22 protein-coding genes and 1 rRNA gene are annotated in these 20,421 nt (G+C 68.3%); 20 read left to right on the forward strand and 3 right to left on the reverse strand.

Going from position 1 to position 20,421, the window contains the following annotated elements; translation table 11 throughout:
• Positions 1–215: 215 nt before the first annotated feature.
• The 7 genes from rrf (at position 216) to recN (ending at position 6,056) form a co-directional block, all read left to right on the forward strand.
• A 5S ribosomal RNA gene (gene rrf / locus ACJH6H_RS26375) occupies positions 216–329 on the forward strand.
• Positions 330–528: 199 nt separating this feature from the next.
• Positions 529–1,362 (forward strand): tetratricopeptide repeat protein, encoded by an 834-nt coding sequence (locus tag ACJH6H_RS26380; protein ID WP_212814166.1) that lies wholly within the window; start codon positions 529–531, stop codon positions 1,360–1,362.
• Between the two features lies 1 nt (position 1,363).
• On the forward strand, positions 1,364–2,383 hold the full coding sequence (locus ACJH6H_RS26385) for an HAD-IIA family hydrolase (protein WP_212814168.1): 1,020 nt from the start codon (positions 1,364–1,366) through the stop codon (positions 2,381–2,383).
• An 8-nt stretch (positions 2,384–2,391) separates the two neighbouring features.
• Positions 2,392–2,562, forward strand: a complete 171-nt coding sequence (locus tag ACJH6H_RS26390) for a hypothetical protein (RefSeq protein ID WP_090562517.1) — start codon at positions 2,392–2,394, stop codon at positions 2,560–2,562.
• 7 nt (positions 2,563–2,569) lie between these two features.
• Positions 2,570–3,379 (forward strand): TlyA family RNA methyltransferase, encoded by an 810-nt coding sequence (locus ACJH6H_RS26395; protein WP_212814170.1) that lies wholly within the window; start codon positions 2,570–2,572, stop codon positions 3,377–3,379.
• Positions 3,376–4,299 (forward strand): NAD kinase, encoded by a 924-nt coding sequence (locus ACJH6H_RS26400; RefSeq protein ID WP_020100018.1) that lies wholly within the window; start codon positions 3,376–3,378, stop codon positions 4,297–4,299. Before ACJH6H_RS26395 ends, ACJH6H_RS26400 begins: the two co-directional genes overlap by 4 nt.
• On the forward strand, positions 4,299–6,056 hold the full coding sequence (gene recN, locus ACJH6H_RS26405) for a DNA repair protein RecN (RefSeq protein ID WP_212814770.1): 1,758 nt from the start codon (positions 4,299–4,301) through the stop codon (positions 6,054–6,056). Before ACJH6H_RS26400 ends, recN begins: the two co-directional genes overlap by 1 nt.
• Here the strand turns inward: recN and ACJH6H_RS26410 are convergent.
• Together ACJH6H_RS26410 and ACJH6H_RS26415 are read right to left on the reverse strand one after the other, a co-directional pair.
• Positions 6,053–6,928: a pyridoxamine 5'-phosphate oxidase family protein gene (locus tag ACJH6H_RS26410; protein WP_406776119.1), complete on the reverse strand. Its 876-nt coding sequence runs from the start codon at positions 6,926–6,928 to the stop codon at positions 6,053–6,055. The two genes, recN and ACJH6H_RS26410, sit on opposite strands and share 4 nt — an antisense overlap.
• A gap of 8 nt (positions 6,929–6,936) precedes the next feature.
• Entirely contained in the window at positions 6,937–7,398 is a 462-nt protein-coding gene (locus tag ACJH6H_RS26415) for a VOC family protein (RefSeq protein ID WP_212814172.1), read from the reverse strand.
• 139 nt (positions 7,399–7,537) lie between these two features.
• Between ACJH6H_RS26415 and ACJH6H_RS26420 the strand changes: the two genes are divergently transcribed.
• The 7 genes from ACJH6H_RS26420 to ACJH6H_RS26450 all read left to right on the forward strand — a co-directional run bounded on the left by ACJH6H_RS26420 (position 7,538) and on the right by ACJH6H_RS26450 (position 14,169).
• A complete protein-coding gene (locus ACJH6H_RS26420; protein WP_212814174.1) occupies positions 7,538–8,059 on the forward strand; it encodes a CGNR zinc finger domain-containing protein in 522 nt (173 codons plus the stop codon).
• A 100-nt stretch (positions 8,060–8,159) separates the two neighbouring features.
• Positions 8,160–9,344, forward strand: a complete 1,185-nt coding sequence (gene steA / locus ACJH6H_RS26425; RefSeq protein ID WP_212814175.1) for a putative cytokinetic ring protein SteA — start codon at positions 8,160–8,162, stop codon at positions 9,342–9,344.
• 7 nt (positions 9,345–9,351) lie between these two features.
• The gene (locus tag ACJH6H_RS26430) at positions 9,352–10,293 is read left to right on the forward strand and encodes a copper transporter (RefSeq protein ID WP_212814178.1); all 942 of its coding nucleotides are present in this window, start codon (positions 9,352–9,354) and stop codon (positions 10,291–10,293) included.
• Between the two features lie 142 nt (positions 10,294–10,435).
• Complete coding sequence (locus tag ACJH6H_RS26435; protein WP_406776120.1) at positions 10,436–12,202, forward strand: CTP synthase; 1,767 nt, start codon at positions 10,436–10,438, stop codon at positions 12,200–12,202.
• Complete coding sequence (locus ACJH6H_RS26440) at positions 12,195–12,809, forward strand: NUDIX domain-containing protein (RefSeq protein WP_406776121.1); 615 nt, start codon at positions 12,195–12,197, stop codon at positions 12,807–12,809. Before ACJH6H_RS26435 ends, ACJH6H_RS26440 begins: the two co-directional genes overlap by 8 nt.
• Positions 12,809–13,771, forward strand: coding sequence for a site-specific tyrosine recombinase XerD (gene xerD, locus ACJH6H_RS26445; protein WP_212814184.1), 963 nt, complete (start codon positions 12,809–12,811; stop codon positions 13,769–13,771). Before ACJH6H_RS26440 ends, xerD begins: the two co-directional genes overlap by 1 nt.
• A 32-nt stretch (positions 13,772–13,803) precedes the next feature.
• Complete coding sequence (locus ACJH6H_RS26450) at positions 13,804–14,169, forward strand: DUF1622 domain-containing protein (protein ID WP_212814186.1); 366 nt, start codon at positions 13,804–13,806, stop codon at positions 14,167–14,169.
• Here ACJH6H_RS26450 and ACJH6H_RS26455 read toward each other — a convergent pair.
• Positions 14,157–14,891, reverse strand: coding sequence for an O-methyltransferase (locus tag ACJH6H_RS26455; protein WP_212814188.1), 735 nt, complete (start codon positions 14,889–14,891; stop codon positions 14,157–14,159). The genes ACJH6H_RS26450 and ACJH6H_RS26455 overlap by 13 nt on opposite strands.
• Before the next feature lie 102 nt (positions 14,892–14,993).
• Between ACJH6H_RS26455 and ACJH6H_RS26460 the strand changes: the two genes are divergently transcribed.
• Genes ACJH6H_RS26460 through der form a run of 6 tightly spaced genes read left to right on the forward strand, consistent with a single transcriptional unit; the run spans position 14,994 to position 20,372 of the window.
• Positions 14,994–15,932: a ParA family protein gene (locus ACJH6H_RS26460; RefSeq protein WP_064986777.1), complete on the forward strand. Its 939-nt coding sequence runs from the start codon at positions 14,994–14,996 to the stop codon at positions 15,930–15,932.
• Positions 15,932–16,798, forward strand: a complete 867-nt coding sequence (locus tag ACJH6H_RS26465; RefSeq protein ID WP_406776139.1) for a segregation/condensation protein A — start codon at positions 15,932–15,934, stop codon at positions 16,796–16,798. The genes ACJH6H_RS26460 and ACJH6H_RS26465 overlap by 1 nt, the downstream gene beginning before the upstream one ends.
• Positions 16,795–17,544 (forward strand): SMC-Scp complex subunit ScpB, encoded by a 750-nt coding sequence (scpB, locus tag ACJH6H_RS26470; RefSeq protein WP_110811874.1) that lies wholly within the window; start codon positions 16,795–16,797, stop codon positions 17,542–17,544. The genes ACJH6H_RS26465 and scpB overlap by 4 nt, the downstream gene beginning before the upstream one ends.
• Before the next feature lies 1 nt (position 17,545).
• Positions 17,546–18,289, forward strand: coding sequence for a pseudouridine synthase (locus tag ACJH6H_RS26475; protein ID WP_212814190.1), 744 nt, complete (start codon positions 17,546–17,548; stop codon positions 18,287–18,289).
• Positions 18,286–18,969: a (d)CMP kinase gene (cmk, locus tag ACJH6H_RS26480; protein ID WP_064986779.1), complete on the forward strand. Its 684-nt coding sequence runs from the start codon at positions 18,286–18,288 to the stop codon at positions 18,967–18,969. The genes ACJH6H_RS26475 and cmk overlap by 4 nt, the downstream gene beginning before the upstream one ends.
• Entirely contained in the window at positions 18,966–20,372 is a 1,407-nt protein-coding gene (gene der / locus ACJH6H_RS26485; protein ID WP_212814193.1) for a ribosome biogenesis GTPase Der, read from the forward strand. The genes cmk and der overlap by 4 nt, the downstream gene beginning before the upstream one ends.
• Positions 20,373–20,421 lie beyond the last annotated feature (49 nt).

A 20,421-nucleotide genomic window follows, 5' to 3' on the forward strand; every position in this document is an offset into this window, starting at 1 on the left:
AGACCAGACCTGCACACTTAGCAATAAGTTTAGGGAACTGGCACTAACCGGCCGAAAACTTACACACACCCAAAAAAACCAACGTGTGTAAACAAGAACATTGCACACCAACGTGCCTCGCAACCACAATCCACACCGAAGAATCACACAGACCACACCCCACCACCAAACAACCCACAGGGTTAACGCTGGTGGAGGCGTAAAATGAATAGAGTTACGGCGGCAACAGCGGCAGGGAAACGCCCGGTCCCATCCCGAACCCGGAAGCTAAGCCTGCCAGCGCCGATGATACTGCCCTGCACGGGCGGAAAAGTAGGACACCGCCGAACACAAATTAGGAATCACCCCCCACATTTATGTGGGGGGTGATTCTATTTGAGGAATTTCCATTTCTCGGCTCGGAAATGGCCCGCTGCCGGTGTCCGATTGCTTCGGCGCCGGTGTCTGGAGGGCGGGTTTCGCGAGCAAAGTTCGGCCAGTGACAGGTCGGGCCGTATTCTGACCTGAGATTTCGTAGGAAAGGTTCCAGTGGTCGACAACAGGCAGGGCGGCGATCGCCGCCCCTCGCGCAGAGACGACGGCGACGCACGACGCGGGCAGCGGCCGCAGCGTGACCGCGCGCAGGCCCCCAGGCGCCCCGGTTCAGATCGGAACGGCCGGCCGCCGCAGTCCCGTGATGGCGTGACGCCGTCCGATCGCCCGGCCGGCCCCCGGCTGCCCGACGATGTCGAAGCCAAGCAGCTCTCGCCCGAGGTCCGTCGTGAACTGACGACGCTCGACAAGGCGACCGCGGACTATGTGGCCAAGCACCTCGTCATGGCCGGCGACCTGCTGGAAGAAGATCCGGAAGCCGCCCTCGAGCACGCGCGTGCCGCGCGGAACCGGGCGTCGCGGATCGCGGCGATCCGGGAGGCCGTCGGCATCGCGGCATACCACTGTGGTGACTGGGCGCAGGCCCTTTCCGAGCTGCGTGCCGCCCGACGGATGGGCAGCAAGTCTCCGCTGCTGGCCCTCATCGCCGACTGTGAGCGAGGTGTCGGCCGTCCGGAGCGCGCCATCGAGTTGGGTCGCAGCCCCGAAGCCGAACAGCTCACCGGTGACGACGCCGACGAACTGAAGATCGTCCTGGCTGGTGCACGCTGCGATCTCGGCCAGCCGGCGCAGGCGCTGGCACTGCTGTCCAACCCGCCGCTGGATTCCACCCGGACGGGCCAGACGGCAGCTCGCCTGTTCTATGTATATGCCGAGACGCTGTTGGCTCTGGACCGCAAGGACGACGCACTCCAGTGGTTCCTGCATGCAGCAGCCGCGGACCTGGAAGGCGTCACGGACGCCGAGGACCGCGTCGCCGAATTGGGCTGACGTGACGACGCTGGCTCAGCTGCACGACTGCTTGCTCCTGGACCTCGACGGCACTGTCTTCCGTGGTCATGAGGCCACCGAAGGTGCGGTCGACGCCCTTGCCGCGGTCACGTCGCGCAAGCTTTATGTGACCAACAATGCGTCGCGAAGCCCGGCAGAGGTGGCGGACCACCTCGACGCGCTCGGCTTCTGCGCGCATGCCGACGACGTGGTGACCAGCGCCCAGAGTGCGGCGCACCTGCTCGCGCTACAGCTACCCGCGGGCGCCAAGGTTCTGGTCATCGGTACGGATGCGCTGGCCGCTGAGGTCGCCAATGCCGGCCTGCAGCCGGTACGGCAGTTCACCGACGGGCCGGTCGCGGTGGTCCAGGGGCATTCGCCCCAGACCGGGTGGGCCGACCTCGCCGAAGCGGCGCTGACCATCCGGGCCGGTGGCCTGTGGGTGGCGGCCAACAGCGACAAGACGCTGCCGTCGGAGCGGGGGCTGCTCCCGGGGAACGGCTCGATGGTCGCCGCACTGCAGACCGCCACCGAACAGGTGCCGCAGGTCGCCGGTAAGCCGCAGCCCACGTTGATGAACGACGCCCTGGCCCGCGGTCAGTATGGAACCCCGTTGGTCGTCGGCGACCGGCTCGACACCGATATCGCAGGGGCGAATGCCGCCGGACTGCCCAGCCTGATGGTGCTGACCGGGGTGAACACCGCCGCCGACATGGTGCACGCCGTCCCCGGCGAGCGTCCCGACTACCTGGCGCCCGACCTGCGCTCGCTGGCGGCGCCTGCGGATGCCTTGCGAGTCGGGCCGCACCCCGCGTGGCGGGTCGAGATGTCCGGCAACGAGGTCACCGTCCACGCCACCGGCGAACCCGTTGACGACGAACTGTCGGTGGTCCGCGCGACGGCCGGTGCCGTATGGTCCGGCGCCGTCTCGGGTCGGGTGCGCATCGCGGCCGGGGACGACACGGCACGCGCGGCATTGGATCGGTGGTCGCTGCTCGACGGCACCGATCCGCTAGCGTGAACATCGCTATGAGTACCGATCCTGACCAGATCCGCGAGGACATCGCGGTCCTGCTGTCCCATCTCCCGGATTTGTCCGGCGAGGGCGACGAGACACCGGACCTCGAGGCTGTCGCGGCGGGTTTGGACCACGCCCACAATCTGCTGGTCCGGGCCCTGGAATCGGTCGAGAAGGGGTGACGGGCACGTGACGCGACGCGCACGTGTTGATGCCGAACTCGTCCGGCGGGGGCTCGCCCGGTCTCGTCAACAAGCCGCCGAACTGATCGAGGCCGGCCGCGTGACCATCGACGGTATGCGGGCATCGAAAGCCTCGACGGCGGTGACTCCCGCGGCCAATCTCCTGGTCGCCGAATCCACCGAGCGCAGCTGGGTGTCCCGTGGCGCGCACAAGCTGATCGGGGCGCTCGACGCGTTCGGCGTCTCACCCGAGGGACGACGCTGCCTGGACGCCGGTGCGTCCACCGGCGGATTCACCGAGGTACTGCTGGACCGCGGAGCCCGCGAGATAGTCGCGGCCGACGTCGGCTACGGCCAGTTGGCCTGGTCGTTGCGCTCTGATGATCGCGTCATCGTCATGGAGCGGACGAACGTGCGGGAGCTGACGGCCGAGGCCATCGGTGGCCCGGTCGACCTGGTCGTGGCCGATCTGTCGTTCATCTCGTTGGCCACGGTCCTACCGGCACTGACCGCATGTGCGTCGGCCCTAGCCGATATCGTTCCCATGGTGAAGCCGCAGTTCGAGGTGGGCAAGGATCGAGTTGGAGCCGGTGGTGTGGTTTCCGACCCGGAATTGCGCGCCGATGCGGTGCTGACGGTCGCGCGGCGCGCCGCGGAACTCGGCTGGCATGCGGTCGACGTCACCGCCAGCCCACTGCCCGGCCCGTCGGGCAACGTCGAGTACTTCCTGCGGCTGCGGGCCACGACCGATCAACCGCTGCAGGGCGACGCGCTCGTCGCAGCCGTCGGCCGCGCGGTCGCCGAGGGGCCGCAGTGACGCGCGAACGCACCGTCCTGCTGGTGATCCACACCGGCCGCGACGAAGCCACCGAAACCGCAACCCGTGTCGAAAAAGTACTGGGCGACAACGGAATCGGTTTGCGCGTGCTCGCCGCCGAAGCCGTCGACCGGGGGGCTCTGCACCTGGCCCCGGACCACATGCGCGCGATGGGCGTCGACATCACGGTCGTCGATCCCGACAGCCATGCGGCCGAGGGCTGTGAACTGGTCCTGGTGCTCGGCGGTGACGGCACCTTCCTGCGGGCAGCCGAGCTGGCCCGCAATGCCGAGATCCCCGTGGTCGGGGTCAACCTCGGACACATCGGGTTCCTGGCGGAGGCCGAGGCCGAGGCCATCGACCATGTGCTCGAGCGCATCATCAACAAGGACTACCGGGTCGAAGAGCGGATGACGCTCGACATCGGGGTCCGCGTCGACGGTGAGATCGTGCAGCGCGGCTGGGCGCTCAACGAAGCCAGCCTGGAGAAGAGCAGCCGGTTCGGTGTGCTGAACGTGGTGCTCGAGGTCGACGGCCGTCCGGTCTCGGCGTTCGGCTGCGACGGCGTGCTGGTGTCGGCCCCCACTGGATCCACCGCCTATGCCTTCTCCGCGGGCGGCCCGATTCTGTGGCCCGACCTCGAAGCAATCCTGGTGGTACCCAACAACGCTCACGCCCTGTTCGCCCGTCCCATGGTGACCAGCCCCGACGCATCGATCGCGATCGAGGTCGAAGCGGGCAACAATGACGCCATGGTGTTCTGCGACGGCCGCCGCCAGATGGTGGTCCCGGCCGGTGGCCGGCTGGAGGTCACCCGCTGCGAAGTCTCGCTGAAATGGGTTCGACTCGACAGCGCCCCGTTCTCCGACCGTTTGGTGCGCAAATTCCGGTTGCCGGTGAAAGGGTGGCGCGGCCAGTAATGCTGACCGAGATTCGCATCGAGGCGCTCGGCGCCATCAGTGCGGCCACTGCCGAATTCGGCCGTGGTCTGACTGTGCTGACCGGCGAGACCGGTACCGGTAAGACCATGGTGGTCACCAGCCTGCACCTGTTGGGGGGCGCGCGCGCCGACCCCAGCCGGGTGCGTTCGGGTTCGGCCCGCGCTGTCGTCGAAGGCCGTTTCACCACAACCGAACTCGGCGACGGGGTGTCCGAGCGGGTCGATGAGATTCTCGAGGCCTCCGGCGCCGACCGCGATGACGACGGCAGCGTCATCGCCGCGCGTTCGGTGAGCAAGGACGGGCCGTCGCGCGCATACCTGGGTGGCCGGAGTGTGCCGGCGAAATCGCTGGCCACGTTCACCACGGAATTGCTTGCCTTGCACGGGCAGAATGATCAGCTGCGACTCATGCGTCCCGACGAGCAGCGCGGCGCGCTGGACCGCTACGTCGACGTGACCGGGCTGCTGGCCAAATACCGCAAGCTGCGGGACGAATGGCTCACTGCCCGACGAGATTTGATCGACCGCCGCAACCGGGCGCGGGATCTCGCCATGGAGGCGGACCGGCTGCAGTTCGGGCTGGGGGAGATCGACGCGGTGGCGCCGGAAGCCGGCGAGGACGACGCGTTGGTCGCCGACATCCGCCGGCTGTCCGAGCTGGATGCGCTGCGGGACGCCGCGCAGACGGCCCGCGCGGCGCTGTCCGGCGAACTCGGCGATGGCCCGTCGGACGACGCCACGTCGGCACTCGATGCCGCGGCGCAGGCCAAGTCGGTGTTGTCGGCGACGGACGACGCCGTGCTGCGTGCCCTCGGCGATCGCCTGGCCGAGGCGCTTGCGGTGATCGGTGACGTGTCCGGTGAACTCGGTGACTATCTTTCCGAATTGCCCAGCGACGCAAGCACTCTGGAATCCAAGCTGGCGCGCCAGGCTGAGCTGCGCAACCTCACCCGCAAGTACGCCGCGGACATCGACGGGGTACTGCAGTGGGCGGCCGACGCCCGGCAGCGGCTGTCGCAGCTCGACGTCTCGGAAGAAGCCCTGGCCGAACTGCAGAAACAGGTCGACGAACGGCACGACAAGGTGGTGCTGGCCGCCGCCGAGGTCACCAAGGCCCGCACCAAGGCGTCGAAGTCCCTGGCGAAGGCGGTGACCGCGGAGCTCGCCGGTCTGGCGATGGGCGGCGCCGGATTCAGCATCACGGTGTCACCGCTGGAGGCGCGCGCCGACGACAGCGCGCCGCTGACCTTGCCCGACGGCACCCTCGTGCATGCCGGGCACGACGGCGTCGACGCCGTCGAGTTCGGTTTCACGCCGCACAGCGGTTCGGACGTGCTGCCGCTGGCCAAGAGTGCGTCCGGTGGCGAGTTGTCGCGCGTGATGCTCGCCCTGGAAGTGGTGCTGTCGGCGTCCGCCGAAGGCACCACCATGGTGTTCGACGAGGTCGACGCCGGTGTCGGTGGCCGCGCCGCCGTGCAGATCGGCAAGCGCCTGGCCCGGCTGGCCCGTACCCACCAGGTCATCGTCGTGACGCACCTGCCGCAGGTCGCGGCCTACGGCGACGTGCACCTGGTGGTGGAGAGCGGCCCGAAGTCGAGCCGCGTGGTGCGCCTCGAGGACGAGGACCGGGTCGCTGAGTTGGCCCGCATGCTGGCCGGACTCGGCGACACCGACAGTGGTCGTGCGCATGCTCGCGAGCTGCTCGAGGCGGCGCAGCAGGAGCATGCGGCGCCTTAGGGGTTGGCGGGCGACAGCTCGGCCTGTCCCCATCTGAGTGGACTGACGTCTGTCAGCTCGATCACCTCATCCACGGTGAATTCCACCGAACATTGCGGGCCGTCGTCCCAGATGATCTCGGCGGTGCCGGTCAGCTGCAGCGTGGTCCCGGTCTGCCAGTCGGGGATCAGCAGTCCGGCGCGCGGGTTGGCGCTGATGTTGCCCAGCGTCATGAACATCGAATTGCCTCGGTAGTCCGGCCAGCGCAGCCGGTTCGGCGAAAGCACCTGCAGGAAGCCGGGATTGCCGCCGCGGTGCGACGCATCGGCGTTCCCGTCCGGATCGGCCGACCCGATGAAGAAGGTGTCGGTGCGGGCGACTACGCGCTGCAGACGCTCATCGAGGACGTCGGCGTGACGGACTTCCGGACGATGCGTCTCCTCGGCGACACCGTCGATGTACCTGCGCGAGATGTACTTCGGGCAGTTCGAGTACACCTGGTCGGGGTGGATACGGAGCCCGTCATCGGTCGGTTGGGCGACGCCGTTGACCCGCATGCGGCGCCGGGTCTGCGGTTCGATCGCGATCATGCCGACCTGCTGGCCCGGCCGGCGTACGACATCGTGCAGCGGATCGCCAGGCACGGGCAGGGCGTCGACCACGATGGTGTGGTCGTCGTCGGCGTGCACGAACCCGGCGGGGCCGGTGACCAAACTGGCCCAGACGCGGCCCGCGTCGTCTGTCGCGGCGAGGACCACCATGGGCTGCTCGGCCAGGAAGGCCGCCGCGGCGGCCGGAATCTCCGTACGGATCATCCGGCCGACGCGGACAGCGATCTCCGCCTGGCCCATGCGCCGCTGCACTTCCAGCTCACCGGCGTGGTAGGCAGTCATGGCGCGGCTCAGAAGAATCCGCAGGTGGGGGCGGCGCCGCTCGGTGCCGGAGCGGTCTCGGCGCCGCTCGGAGCGTAGATCTCCAGCCGGATGCCGTCGGGGTCGGTGAAGAAGATGCCGCCCGAGGCCGCGCCCTCGCCGTGTGCCACCACGCCGTCGTGGGCGAACGTCACGCCCAGCTCTTTGAGTGCGGCCTCCACCGTCTGAACCTGCTCGATGGTGTCGACCTGGAACGACAGGTGGTGCAGACCCGGGCTGCGGGTGGAGAACGCGCCGTCGCTCTGCTGCCACAACGTCAGCCGCAGGGTGCCCTCGGAACCCAGGAAGGCGAAGCGGTGGTCGCCCTCGTCGCTGATGCCGAGCTGTTCGAAACCCAAAGCACGCCGGTAGAAGTCGACGGATCGCGACAGGTCGGTGACGTTGAGCCCGACGTGGCCGGGGGCGAGCTTGGGGGTGATGGCGGTGGTCATCGGTTCCTCCGTTGTAACTGTTGATCTGACATTTGAAGGTTAGAATCGGAGGCGCAACGTGTCAACCACCAAAATGAAAATAGATGGTTAGTGGACTGTCGGGAGGCTGTCGATGCAGGAGAGGCGGTTAATCTCAGCTATGCGTGATCCGCGCCCGCACGTCGGCGAACCTCTCGCGCTGGATCTGCTGAACACCCGGTGGATGTCGGCGGAGGGGCCCCGGGATCTCCTGACCGACGTGGCGGGACTCCGATGTTGGTTGGTGGCCAACGGTCTCGACGATCGTTGTGAATCCGATGAGAAGACCCGCGCGGCCCTGCTGCGGGCGCGCGAAGCCATCCTGCAGGTGGTCACCGACGGCGCGGCCGACGAGTTGAACGCTGTCCTGGACCATGGCCGTATCCGGCGGTCCCTCGCGGAGTCCGGGCCGCACGACGATGTGGACGTGCCCCGATCCGAATGGCTGCCCGGTTGGCTCGCGGCCGACAACCTGCTGCAGCTGCTGGCGGAATCGGCCGGCCGGATCAAGCAGTGCGCGCACCCGCACTGCGTGCTGTGGTTCTACGACACGTCGAAGAACGGCGCCCGGCGCTGGCACTCGATGACCACGTGCGGCAACCGTGCCAAGGCCGCCCGGCACTATGCGGCGAAGCGAGATTGAGACCATTCGGCTGTTACGGATGTGACAAAAGAAAACTTCTGAGGCTGTTGTTACGGCGCGCCTCCACCTCTACTTGAGGGTTCATCGACAGAATCGACGCATGAAGATGGCAGCGCTGCTCACCCGAAATGCCGGACCGAAGCCGGGCGTGACTGGAACCGCCCGCGTTGACCGTGACATCGACCGACTGCTGCGACGCGTCGGCCCGGGGGACATCGTCGTTCTCGATGCACTCGACCTCGACCGCATCACCGCCGACGCGCTGGTGGAGGCCGAGGTCGCCGCCGTGGTGAACGCCTCGTCGTCGATCTCCGGCCGCTACCCGAACCTGGGGCCGGAAGTGCTTGTCGCCAACGGGGTTACGTTGATCGACGAGACCGGCCCAGAGGTCTTCAAGAAGGTCAAGGACGGCGCCAAGGTGCGGCTGCACAACGGCGGCATCTACAACGGCGATCGCCGTCTGGTCCTCGGCAACGAGCGCAACGACGAGCAGATCCACGAGATGATGCACGAGGCCAAGAGTGGCCTCGTGGCGCACCTGGAGGCGTTCGCCGGCAACACGATCGAGTTCATCCGCAGTGAGAGCCCGCTGCTGATCGACGGCATGGGCATCCCGGACATCGACGTCGACGTGAACCGCCGGCACGTCGTGGTGGTCACCGACGACCCGAGCGCCGAGGCTGACCTGAAGGCCATCAAGCCGTTCATCAAGGAGTACCAGCCGGTGCTCGTCGGTGTCGGCGCCGGCGCCGACACGCTGCGCAAGGCCGGCTACCGTCCCGCGCTGATCGTCGGCGATCCCGAGGAGATGAGCGCCGATGTGCTGCGGTCCGGTGCCCAGGTGGTGCTGCCGGCCGACGCCGACGGCCACGCGAAAGGTCTTGAGCGCATTCAGGATCTGGGCGTCGGTGCCATGACGTTCCCGGCCGCCGGCTCGGCCGCGGACCTGGCGCTGCTGCTCGTCGACCACCACGGCGCCGCGCTGATCGTCACCGCCGGCCACCGCGCCAACATCGAAGAGTTCTTCGACCGCACACGGCAGTCCAGCACCCCGTCGACGTTCCTGACCCGCCTGAAGGTGGGGGAGAAGCTGGTCGACGCGAAAGCCGTTGCGACGCTGTACCGCAGCCGCGTCTCCGGCGGCGCCATCGCACTGCTGGTCCTGGCGATGCTGGTCGCCGTCATCGTGGCGCTGTACGTCGCGCGCGCCGACGCCACCGTCCTGCACCTGGTGACCGACTACTGGAACCGCTTCCTGCTGTGGGCCCAGGGATTGGTGAGCTAGCCGGACGATGATCTCCCTACGCTCGCATGCGATCTCACTGGCCGCGGTGTTCCTGGCGCTGGCCATCGGGGTGATGCTCGGTTCCGGTCTGCTGTCCAACACGCTGCTGTCCGGACTGCGTGACGACAAACACGAGTTGCAGAACCAGATCAACGCCCTCACCGACGAGAAGAACGCACTGAACCAGAAGCTCAGTGCGGCAGGCGAGTTCGATGCCCAGATGTCGCCGCGCATGGTGCGTGACGCGCTGGCGGGGAAATCTGTCGTGGTGTTCCGCACCCCGGACGCCGCCACCGACGACGTCGACGCGGCCGCGAAACTGATTGCGGCCGCCGGGGGTTCGGTGACGGGAACCATCGCGCTGACGCAGCAGTTCGTGGACGCCAACGCCTCGGAGAAGCTGCTGTCGGTGGTGAACTCGCCGATCGTGCCGGCCGGACGTCAGCTGAGCACCCGGACCGTCGACCAGGGCTCGCAGGCCGGTGACCTGCTGGGCATCACGCTACTGCGCGACCGCAACCCGGCGGTCCTGCCCGTCGACGACATGCAGCGCGACACCGTGCTCGCGACGCTGCGCGACACCGGGTTCGTCACCTACGGCTCGCAGCGCATCGGGGTCGCGGACAGCGCACTGATCGTCACCGGCGGCGCCCTGGGCGATGACGCCGGCAATCGCGGGGCGACGGTGGCCCGCCTGGCCTCGGGCCTGGCGCCGCACGGTGCGGGCACGCTCGTGGCCGGCCGGGACGGCTGCGCGTCGGGCACCGCGGCCGTCGCCGTCGTGCGTTCGGATGCCGGTCTGTCCGGCGCGGTCGGCACCGTCGACGACGTCAACAGCCAGGCCGGCCGGATCACCACGGTCCTGTCGCTGCAGCAACTCATCGCCGGCGGCCATCCGGCGCAGCTCGGTATCGGTCGTGGCGCCAGCTCGGTGACGGTCCTGCAGTAATTCGCGCCGCAGTGCGCCGTGGTGACCGTCACCGGCGCGTCAGTCCCAGCTCGGGCCGGTCGGTGATAGGGTGAAATTCCGTGGGTCGGCAGGCCCCAGGTAGCTCAACCGCTACGTTGCCCCATCACCACGGAGGTCGTTCTTGGCATCGCTACGCAGGCACCCACAGGCCGCGACGAAGCACATTTTTGTCAGCGGCGGGGTCGCTTCCTCGCTCGGTAAGGGTCTGACCGCCAGCAGTCTTGGCCAATTGCTCACCGCGCGTGGTCTGCACGTGACGATGCAGAAGCTGGACCCGTACCTCAACGTCGACCCCGGCACCATGAACCCGTTCCAGCACGGCGAGGTGTTCGTCACCGAGGACGGCGCCGAGACCGACCTGGACATCGGCCACTACGAGCGCTTCCTGGACCGCAACCTGTCGCGGTCGGCGAACGTCACCACCGGCCAGGTGTACTCCGAGGTCATCGCCAAGGAGCGTCGCGGCGACTACCTCGGCGACACCGTCCAGGTGATCCCGCACATCACCGACGAGATCAAGAGCCGCATCCTCGAGATGGCGCTGCCCGATGCCCAGGGCAAGCGCCCCGACGTGGTGATCACCGAAATCGGCGGCACCGTAGGCGATATCGAGTCGCAGCCGTTCCTGGAGGCGGCCCGCCAGGTCCGCCACGACGTCGGCCGGGAGAACGTCTTCTTCCTGCACGTATCGCTGGTGCCGTACCTGGCCCCGTCGGGCGAGCTGAAGACCAAGCCCACCCAGCACTCGGTGGCCGCGCTGCGCAGCATCGGTATCACGCCGGACGCGCTGATCCTGCGCTGCGACCGCGATGTGCCGGAGCCGCTGAAGAACAAGATCGCGCTGATGTGCGACGTCGACATCGACGGCGTCATCTCGACGCCGGACGCCCCGTCGATCTACGACATCCCCAAGGTGCTGCACCGCGAGGAACTCGACGCCTACGTGGTGCGCCGGCTCAACCTGCCGTTCCGCGACGTGGACTGGTCGGAGTGGGACGACCTGCTGCGCCGCGTGCACGAGCCCAAGGAGACGGTGCGAATCGCCTTGGTGGGCAAGTACATCGACCTGTCCGACGCGTACCTGTCGGTGGCCGAGGCGCTGCGCGCCGGTGGGTTCGCCCACCACTCGAAGGTCGAGATCCGCTGGGTCGCCTCCGATGACTGCGAGACCGAGCAGGGTGCGGCCGCCGCACTCGGCAACGTGCATGGCGTGCTGATCCCGGGTGGCTTCGGCATCCGTGGCATCGAGGGCAAGCTCGGCGCCATCAGCTACGCCCGCCGCCAGCGGCTGCCGCTGCTGGGCCTGTGCCTCGGGTTGCAGTGCATCGTCATCGAGGCCGCGCGGTCCGTCGGCATCAGCGGCGCCAACTCGGCGGAGTTCGACGAGCACACGCCGGACCCGGTGATCGCCACCATGGCCGACCAGCTCGACGCGGTGGCCGGTGAGGCCGACCTCGGCGGCACCATGCGCCTCGGTGCGTATCCGGCCGTGCTGCAGGCAGATTCGATCGTGGCCAAGGCCTACGACGCGACCGAGGTCTCCGAACGCCACCGGCACCGCTACGAGGTGAACAACGCCTACCGCGACCGCATCTCCGAGAGCGGGCTGAAGTTCTCCGGCACGTCGCCGGACGGCCAGCTGGTCGAGTTCGTCGAGTATGACGCCGACCTGCACCCGTTCCTGGTCGGCACGCAGGCGCACCCGGAGCTCAAGAGCCGCCCGACGCGTCCGCATCCGCTGTTCGCGTCGTTCATCGGGGCGTCGCTGGACTACAAGGCCGCCGAACGCCTGCCGCTCGAGGAGATCGACTCCGAGGTGCACGGCGCCGGATCGCATGCGGAGGGTTCGGACGAGGATGCCGAGCAGCTGCAAGAATCCCGTGGCTGACCACGATTTCGCCACGCTTTCGAGCGAAACCGTCTATGTAGGAAAGGTTTTCGCGTTGCGGGCCGACGAGGTCGCGATGCCCGGTGGTGGCTGGGCGCGCCGTGAGGTGGTCGAGCACTACGGGGCGGTCGCGGTGGTCGCGCTCGACGACGACGGGAACCTGGTACTGGTGTACCAATATCGGCACCCGATCGGGCGGCGGCTGTGGGAGCTGCCCGCCGGGCTGCTCGATATGGGTGACGAGCCGCCGCACGTCACCGCAGCGCGCGAACTCGAAGAGGAAACCGGCCTGGCGGCCGCACACTGGCAGCTGCTGCTCGACGTCGACTCGGCGCCCGGGTTCAGCGACGAGAGCGTGCGGATCTACCTGGCCACCGGCCTGACCGAGATCGGCCGGCCACACGCACACGACGAAGAAGCCGACCTCGTGGTCAAGCGGGTGCCGCTGGCCGATGCCGTGCGGATGGTGTTCGACGGCGAGATCGTCAATGCCCTTGCGGTGGCCGGGATTCTCGCGGCCGCCCACCGGCCGGCCGAGCTGCGGCCGCTCGACGCGCCGTGGATCGACCGCCCGTCCGCACTGCGCACCCGGCGGGAACAGGACTGATGACGGCCGCGGCGTCAGCGGGGGTCCGGTCGCGACTGGAGCAGCAGGTCCAGGGCTACCTGAACCACCTCAGCATCGAGCGGGGCGTCGCGGCCAACACGCTGAGTTCCTATCGGCGTGACATCCGGCGGTACACCGCCCATCTGGCCGGCCGCGGCATCGATGACCTGCGCGCCGTCACCGAGACCGACGTCAGTGAGTTCCTCGTCGCGCTGCGTCAGGGCGATCCCGACAACGGCGTCGTCGCGTTGTCCTCGGTCTCGGCCGCGCGGGCCGTCATCGCGGTGCGTGGGCTGCACAAGTTCGCCGCCGCCGAAGGCCTCGCCGACGCCGACGTCGCCCGCGGTGTGAAGCCACCGACACCGGGCCGACGGCTGCCCAAGAGCCTCAGCTACGACGACGTCATCGCGCTGCTGGACGGCGCGGGCGGCGACAGCGACGCCGACAACCCGCTGACGTTGCGCAACCGGGCGCTGCTGGAACTGCTGTATTCGACCGGAGCACGCATCTCCGAGGCGGTCGGCCTCGACCGTGACGACGTCGACACCGAGTCCCGGTCGGTGATGCTGCGCGGCAAGGGCGGCAAGCAGCGGCTGGTGCCCATCGGCCGGCCCGCCGTCACGGCACTGGATGCCTACCTGGTGCGGGGCCGGCCCGACCTGGCGCGCCGCGGCAAGGGCACGCCCGCGATCTTCCTCAACGCGCGCGGCGGCCGGTTGTCGCGGCAGAGCGCGTGGCAGGTGCTGCAGGACTCCGCCGAACGGGCCGGCATCACCGCCGCGGTCTCGCCGCACACGCTGCGCCACTCGTTCGCCACGCACCTGCTCGAAGGCGGCGCCGACGTGCGCGTCGTGCAGGAACTGCTCGGCCACGCGTCCGTCACCACCACGCAGATCTACACGCTGGTGACCGTGAGCGCGCTACGCGAAGTGTGGGCGGGGGCGCACCCGCGCGCCAGATAAGAACGACGATCGGCCGGGGCTAGCATCCGGTCATGGCGTTCTACGACATCATCGAGACGACCGGCAAGGTGATCGACGCCGTCGGTGTCGCCGTGATCGTCGGCGGTGCCGTGATCGCCCTGGCCGCCACGTTCGGCCGGATGCGTGGTTCAGAGGGCGGCGCATACGACGCGTTCCGGCGCCAGCTCGGCCGCTCGATCCTGCTGGGGCTCGAATTCCTCGTCGCGGCCGACATCATCCGCACCGTGGCCGTCACGCCGACCGCGCAGAGCGTCGCGGTGCTGGCCGGCATCGTCGCCATCCGGACCTTCCTGAGCTTCTCGCTGCAGGTGGAGATGACCGGCTCGTGGCCGTGGCAGCGTCCGGTCAAGGCTGCGGACGACGCTCAGCCCAAGTAATCGGACTCGAGCACCAGGTCAGGCAGCGTTTTCTGGTATTCGACGTGGGTGGGGTGTTCCTGCGTGTGCCACAGCTTGCCCTCCTGTTCCCGCATGTACGCGCGGTAGGCCGGAGCGCCGGGCACCTTCACGTTGTCCGCCACGACGACCGCGCCGCGGTGTAGCCAGCCCCGCGCCAGGATCGACTCCAGGTCCTTGAGGTAGGCCGCCTTGTCGTGGTCGATGAACACGAAATCGAGGTTGCCCGGCCCGAATCCATGACCGGCGAGCGCGTCGAGCGTCGCGCCGCCGTCGCCGATGGTGCCGACCACGCAGGTGATCCGGTCCGCGACGCCGGCGTGGGCCCAGATGCGGCGGGCGATCTCCGCGTTGTCCGTAGACAGTTCGACGGTGAAGACGTGCGCGTCCGGCACGGTTCGGGCCATGAGCAGCGCGCTGTAGCCGCAGTAGGTGCCCAGCTCGAGAATGCGCGACGGGTTGGCCCGGATGAGCGCGGACTCGAGGAGTTGGCCTTTTTCGTCACCGATATTGACGAGCATCGACTGTTCGCGGGCGAACGTGTCGATGGTCGCGAGGACATGATCGACGTCGCCGCGGCGGGCGTTCGCTTCCACGTAGGCGGCCGCAGCGGCCTCGCGGCCGTCGCCCCACTGTCCGGTCTGGACGAACTTTCGCATCCCCAGCGCCATCCGGACGAAGGACCACCGTCGCTTCCAGCTCATGGCAGTCACATTAGGACAGCGGGTCTGCCGTCGTCAGCGGCGTGGCACCGTTAAACTTGCCCGGATGTTCGCTATGGGAGTCACGCCGCTGATCGGCGACGCATGACCGATGTCCCAACAGGCGTGGGGGGCCTGAGCCCGGTGGAGCCGGTTTCGTTGCCGCTTGATGTCGATGCCTCGTCCGCGACCGCAGATCCCGAACCCGCGATCGGCCTGACCGGACGTCCCGCGCGACACATCCCCGAGCCCAAACCCAAGAGCGTGCACGGCCCGGCCAAGGTCATCGCGATGTGCAACCAGAAGGGCGGCGTCGGCAAGACCACGTCAACCATCAATCTGGGCGCCAGCCTGGCCGAATACGGCCGCCGCGTGCTGCTGGTCGACCTCGATCCGCAGGGCGCGCTGTCCGCCGGCCTCGGCGTCCCGCACTACGAGCTCGAGCACACCGTGCACAACCTGCTCGTCGAGCCGCGGGTGTCGATCGACGACGTGCTCATCAACACCCGGGTCAAGGGCCTGGACCTGGTGCCCAGCAACATCGACCTGTCCGCCGCCGAGATTCAGCTGGTCAACGAGGTCGGCCGCGAGCAGACGCTGTCCCGCGCGCTGTATCCCGTGCTGGACCGCTACGACTATGTGCTGATCGACTGCCAGCCGTCGCTCGGGCTGCTCACGGTGAACGGGCTGGCCTGCGCCGACGGCGTCATCATCCCGACCGAATGCGAGTTCTTCTCGTTGCGCGGTCTCGCGTTGCTGACCGACACCGTCGACAAGGTGCGCGACCGGCTGAACCCCAAACTCGACATCAGCGGGATCCTGATCACCCGGTACGACAACCGCACCGTCAACGCGCGCGAGGTCATGGCCCGGGTGGTCGAGCGCTTCGGCGATCTCGTGTTCGACACCGTCATCAGTCGCACCGTGCGCTTCCCGGAGACCAGCGTCGCCGGTGAACCGATCACCACCTGGGCCCCGAAATCCGGTGGCGCCCAGGCGTACCGGGCGTTGGCGTGCGAGGTCATCGACCGGTTCGGCGCGTGATTTCGGAGGTCGACGCTCCCGACAGTGCTGGGGGCGCGGCGCCGGAGGATCCGGCGACCGACCAGCCGGACGAGAAGAAAGCCGGCTTCCAGGTCCGGCTCAACAACTTCGAGGGCCCTTTCGACCTGCTGCTGCAGCTGATCTTCGCGCACCGACTCGACGTCACCGAAGTGGCGTTGCACCAGGTCACCGACGAGTTCATCGCGTACACCAAGGAGATCGGCAGCCAGCTCGAGCTGGATGAGACGACGGCGTTCCTGGTCGTCGCGGCGACTCTCCTGGATCTGAAGGCCGCCCGGCTGCTGCCCGCCGCCGAGGTCCACGACGAGGACGACCTGGCCCTGCTCGAAGTGCGCGACCTGCTGTTCGCGCGGCTGCTGCAATACCGGGCCTTCAAGCACGTCGCGTTGATGTTCGCCGAGCTCGAGGCCGCGGCGATGCGCAGCTACCCGCGGGCCGTCACGCTGGAGGACCGGTTCACCGAGCTGCTGCCTGAGGTGATGCTCGGCGTCGACGCCGACCGGTTCGCCCAGATCGCGGCGGCCGCGTTCACACCGCGTCCGGTGCCGTCGCTGCGCGTCGACCACCTGCACGTGCAGGCGGTGTCGGTGCCCGAGCAGGCCATGAAACTGATGGGGCTGCTGGAGAGTCGCGGCATCGGGGAGTGGGCGTCGTTCACCGACCTGGTCGCCGACTGTGACGGCGGCATGGAGATCGTCGGGCGGTTCCTGGCGCTATTAGAGCTCTACCGGGCCAAGGCGGTAAACTTCGAGCAGATTGAACCGCTTGGAGTGCTGCAAGTTTCGTGGACCGGGGAGCGGCCGACGAACGAGCATCTGGCAGCGGCGGTGGAAGAAGACCAATGACGGACAACGACGCGGTGATTGCCGCGGATAGCAGCGTGGGCGAGGGCGTCGAGCCTGACGCCGGTGTGACCGACGACGCCGCTGTCGCCGAGGGTGACGAACTCGACACCGAGATCAGCGATGACGAACTCGGGTGCGCGCTGGAGGCCCTGCTGCTGGTGGTCGACACCCCGGCACCGGTCGACTCTCTGGCGACCGCTCTGGACGAAACCATCGAGCGCGTCGAGGACAAGCTGCGCCGGATGGCCGCCGAACTGGCCGAGCGCGGCAGCGGCATCGACCTGCGCGAGGCCGGTGGCGGCTGGCGGATGTACACCCGGGCCCGGTACGCGCCCTATGTCGAGCGGCTGATTCTCGACGGCGCCCGGTCCAAGCTGACCCGGGCGGCGCTGGAGACCCTTGCGGTCGTGGCCTACCGGCAGCCGGTGACCCGCGCCCGGGTCAGTGCGGTGCGCGGCGTCAACGTCGACGCCGTGATGCGGACCCTCGCCGCCCGCGGCCTCATCATCGAAGCCGGCACCGATGCCGACAGTGGCGCAACGACTTTCGCCACGACGGAATTGTTCCTGGAGCGGCTCGGGTTGACCTCGCTGAGCGAGCTGCCGGAACTCGCCCCGCTGTTGCCGGATGTCGACGTCATCGACGACATCACTGAAACGCTCTCTGAGGAGCCGCGTTTCGCCAAACTCGGCGGAACCCCTGCGCCGGCTGCAGAGCCGGCCAAATTCGACGTAGATCGGGACTGACATGACCAACGAAGAAGGCGTGCGACTGCAGAAGGTGTTGTCGCAGGCGGGAATTGCTTCTCGTCGCGTCGCCGAGCGGATGATCCTGGACGGGCGCGTGGAGGTCGACGGCCAGATCGTCACCGAACTCGGTACCCGGGTGCACCCGGATCGCCAGGTGGTCCGGGTGGACGGCACCCGGGTTCTCGTCGACGAGGATTTGGTGTACCTCGCGCTGAACAAGCCAAAAGGTATGCACTCCACCATGTCTGACGACCAGGGCCGTCCCTGTATCGGTGACCTGGTCGAGCACCGCGTGCGCGGCAACAAGAAGCTCTTCCATGTCGGTCGGCTCGACGCCGACACCGAAGGGCTGATCCTGCTGACCAACGACGGCGAGCTGGCCCATCGGTTGATGCACCCGCGGTACGAGGTGTCCAAGACGTACCTGGCCACCGTGCAGGGGACCGTGCCGCGTGGGCTGGGCAAGAAGGTGCGCGAGGGCGTGGAACTGGACGACGGCCCGGTCTACGTCGATGAGTTCGCGGTGGTCGACATGGTCGCCGGCAAGTCGTTGGTGAAGATCGTGCTGCACGAGGGCCGCAATCGCATCGTGCGCCGGCTGATGGCCGAGGTGGGTTTCCCGGTTAAGGAACTGGTGCGCACGCACATCGGCACGGTGGCGCTGGGGGACCAGCGCGTCAACAGCCTGCGGGCGCTCACGCGCAAGGAAGTCGGCGAGCTGTACCAGGCGGTGGGCCTGTGAACGCGCTCGTCATCGCCATCGACGGCCCGGCGGGCACCGGGAAGTCCTCGGTGTCAACGGGTTTGGCGCATGCACTCGGCGCCAACCACATCAACACCGGCGCGATGTACCGCATCGTGACGCTGGCGGTGCTACGCGCCGGCATCGACCCGGCCGACGCCGATGCCGTCGTCGCGGTGTGTGAGAAGACCGAGTTCTCCGTCAGCTTCGACCCGGACCACGACACCTCGTACCTTGCGGGCGAGGACGTTTCGGACGAGATCCGCGGCGAGGCGGTGACTCTTGCTGTATCGGCCGTGTCGGCGATCCCGGCCGTGCGGACCATCCTGGTGCAGCGGCAGCGTGAGTTGATCGCCGAAGCCGGTTCGGTCGTCGTCGAGGGCCGCGACATCGGCACCGTCGTCAAGCCGGACGCCGATCTGAAGATTTTCCTGACCGCCTCGGCCGAGGAGCGCGCCCGTCGGCGCAATGCGCAGAACGTCGCAAACGGCCTGGGCGACAACTACGAAGCGGTGCTGGCCGATGTCCAGCGCCGGGACCATCTGGACTCGACCCGCGCGGTCTCGCCGCTGCAGGCCGCCGATGACGCGATCGTCGTCGATTCCAGTGATATGACCCAGGCTGGTGTGGTGGCACATCTGCTGGATCTCGTGCAGCAGAAGGTAGGTGTGCGTCAATGAGCGACGACGATGGTGTGTGGTTCGACGAAGGTGACTGGGAGATCGGCTCGGAGGGATTCGAGGCCGAGGTCGACGAGTACGCCGGACCCCCGCCCGTGGTGGCCGTGGTCGGCCGCCCGAATGTCGGCAAATCGACTCTGGTGAACCGCATCCTGGGCCGTCGTGAAGCGGTGGTGCAGGACATCCCGGGCGTGACGCGTGACCGCGTGTCGTACGACGCGCAGTGGGTCGGGCGCCGGTTCGTGGTGCAGGACACCGGCGGCTGGGAACCCGACGCCAAGGGCCTGCAGATGCTGGTCGCCGAGCAGGCCACCGTGGCCATGCGCACCGCCGACGCGATCATTCTCGTGGTCGACGCGGTGGTCGGGGCGACCGCGGCCGACGAGGCCGCCGCCAAGCGGCTGCAGCGCTCCGGCAAGCCGGTCTTCTTGGCGGCCAACAAGGTTGACAACGAGAAGATCGAATCCGAGGCCGCGGCGCTGTGGTCGCTGGGGCTGGGACAGCCGCACTCGATCAGCGCGATGCACGGCCGCGGTGTGGCCGACCTGCTCGACAGCGTGCTCGAGGTGCTGCCCGAGGTCTCCGAGACGTCCGGCGGGACCGGCGGTCCGCGCCGTGTCGCGCTGGTCGGCAAGCCCAACGTCGGCAAGAGCTCGCTGCTGAACAAGCTGTCGGGCGACGAGCGGTCTGTCGTGCACGACGTCGCCGGCACCACGGTGGACCCCGTCGACTCGCTGATCGAATTGGACGGCAAGACTTGGCGTTTCGTCGACACCGCGGGCCTGCGCCGTAAGGTCGGCCAGGCCAGCGGGCACGAGTTCTACGCCTCGGTGCGCACGCACGGCGCGATCGACGCCGCCGAGGTCGCGATCATGCTGATCGACGCCTCCCAGCCGCTGACCGAACAGGACCTGCGGGTGCTGTCGATGGTCATCGAGGCCGGGCGCGCGCTCGTCATCGCGTTCAACAAGTGGGACCTGGTCGACGAAGACCGGCGGTACCTGCTGGACAAGGAGATCGAGCGCGAGCTGGTGCAGGTGCAGTGGGCGCCGCGCGTGAACATCTCGGCGAAAACCGGTCGGGCCGTGCAGAAGTTGGTGCCGGCGCTGGAGACCTCGCTGGCGTCGTGGGACGCCCGGATCCCCACCGGCCGGCTCAACACCTTCCTCAAGGAGATCGTGGCCGCCACGCCGCCGCCGGTGCGCGGTGGCAAGCAGCCACGCATCCTGTTCGCCACCCAGGCGGCCTCGCGGCCGCCGACCTTCGTGCTGTTCACCACGGGCTTCCTGGAGGCCGGCTACCGCCGCTTCATCGAGCGCCGGCTGCGTGAAGAGTTCGGCTTCGAGGGCAGCCCGATCAAGATCAACGTGCGGGTGCGGGAGAAGCGCGGGGCCAAGCGCTAGTCGCCGACGCGCCGCCGGACCCGTTTAGGGTCCGGCGGGAGGTCTGAGG

Source organism: Mycobacterium sp. SMC-21 (assembly GCF_045310825.1).
Classification (GTDB): domain Bacteria; phylum Actinomycetota; class Actinomycetes; order Mycobacteriales; family Mycobacteriaceae; genus Mycobacterium.

What these genes read in the sequence shown, in the direction of transcription:
- ACJH6H_RS26390 (WP_090562517.1), top strand. Translation starts at nt 2,392, where the DNA reads ATGAGTACCGATCCTGACCAGATCCGCGAGGACATCGCGGTCCTGCTG.
- recN (WP_212814770.1), top strand. Translation starts at nt 4,299, where the DNA reads ATGCTGACCGAGATTCGCATCGAGGCGCTCGGCGCCATCAGTGCGGCC.
- ACJH6H_RS26410 (WP_406776119.1), bottom strand. Translation starts at nt 6,928, where the DNA reads ATGACTGCCTACCACGCCGGTGAGCTGGAAGTGCAGCGGCGCATGGGC.
- ACJH6H_RS26415 (WP_212814172.1), bottom strand. Translation starts at nt 7,398, where the DNA reads ATGACCACCGCCATCACCCCCAAGCTCGCCCCCGGCCACGTCGGGCTC.
- ACJH6H_RS26420 (WP_212814174.1), top strand. Translation starts at nt 7,538, where the DNA reads ATGCGTGATCCGCGCCCGCACGTCGGCGAACCTCTCGCGCTGGATCTG.
- steA (WP_212814175.1), top strand. Translation starts at nt 8,160, where the DNA reads ATGAAGATGGCAGCGCTGCTCACCCGAAATGCCGGACCGAAGCCGGGC.
- ACJH6H_RS26430 (WP_212814178.1), top strand. Translation starts at nt 9,352, where the DNA reads ATGATCTCCCTACGCTCGCATGCGATCTCACTGGCCGCGGTGTTCCTG.
- xerD (WP_212814184.1), top strand. Translation starts at nt 12,809, where the DNA reads ATGACGGCCGCGGCGTCAGCGGGGGTCCGGTCGCGACTGGAGCAGCAG.
- ACJH6H_RS26450 (WP_212814186.1), top strand. Translation starts at nt 13,804, where the DNA reads ATGGCGTTCTACGACATCATCGAGACGACCGGCAAGGTGATCGACGCC.
- ACJH6H_RS26455 (WP_212814188.1), bottom strand. Translation starts at nt 14,891, where the DNA reads ATGAGCTGGAAGCGACGGTGGTCCTTCGTCCGGATGGCGCTGGGGATG.
- ACJH6H_RS26460 (WP_064986777.1), top strand. Translation starts at nt 14,994, where the DNA reads ATGACCGATGTCCCAACAGGCGTGGGGGGCCTGAGCCCGGTGGAGCCG.
- scpB (WP_110811874.1), top strand. Translation starts at nt 16,795, where the DNA reads ATGACGGACAACGACGCGGTGATTGCCGCGGATAGCAGCGTGGGCGAG.
- ACJH6H_RS26475 (WP_212814190.1), top strand. Translation starts at nt 17,546, where the DNA reads ATGACCAACGAAGAAGGCGTGCGACTGCAGAAGGTGTTGTCGCAGGCG.
- der (WP_212814193.1), top strand. Translation starts at nt 18,966, where the DNA reads ATGAGCGACGACGATGGTGTGTGGTTCGACGAAGGTGACTGGGAGATC.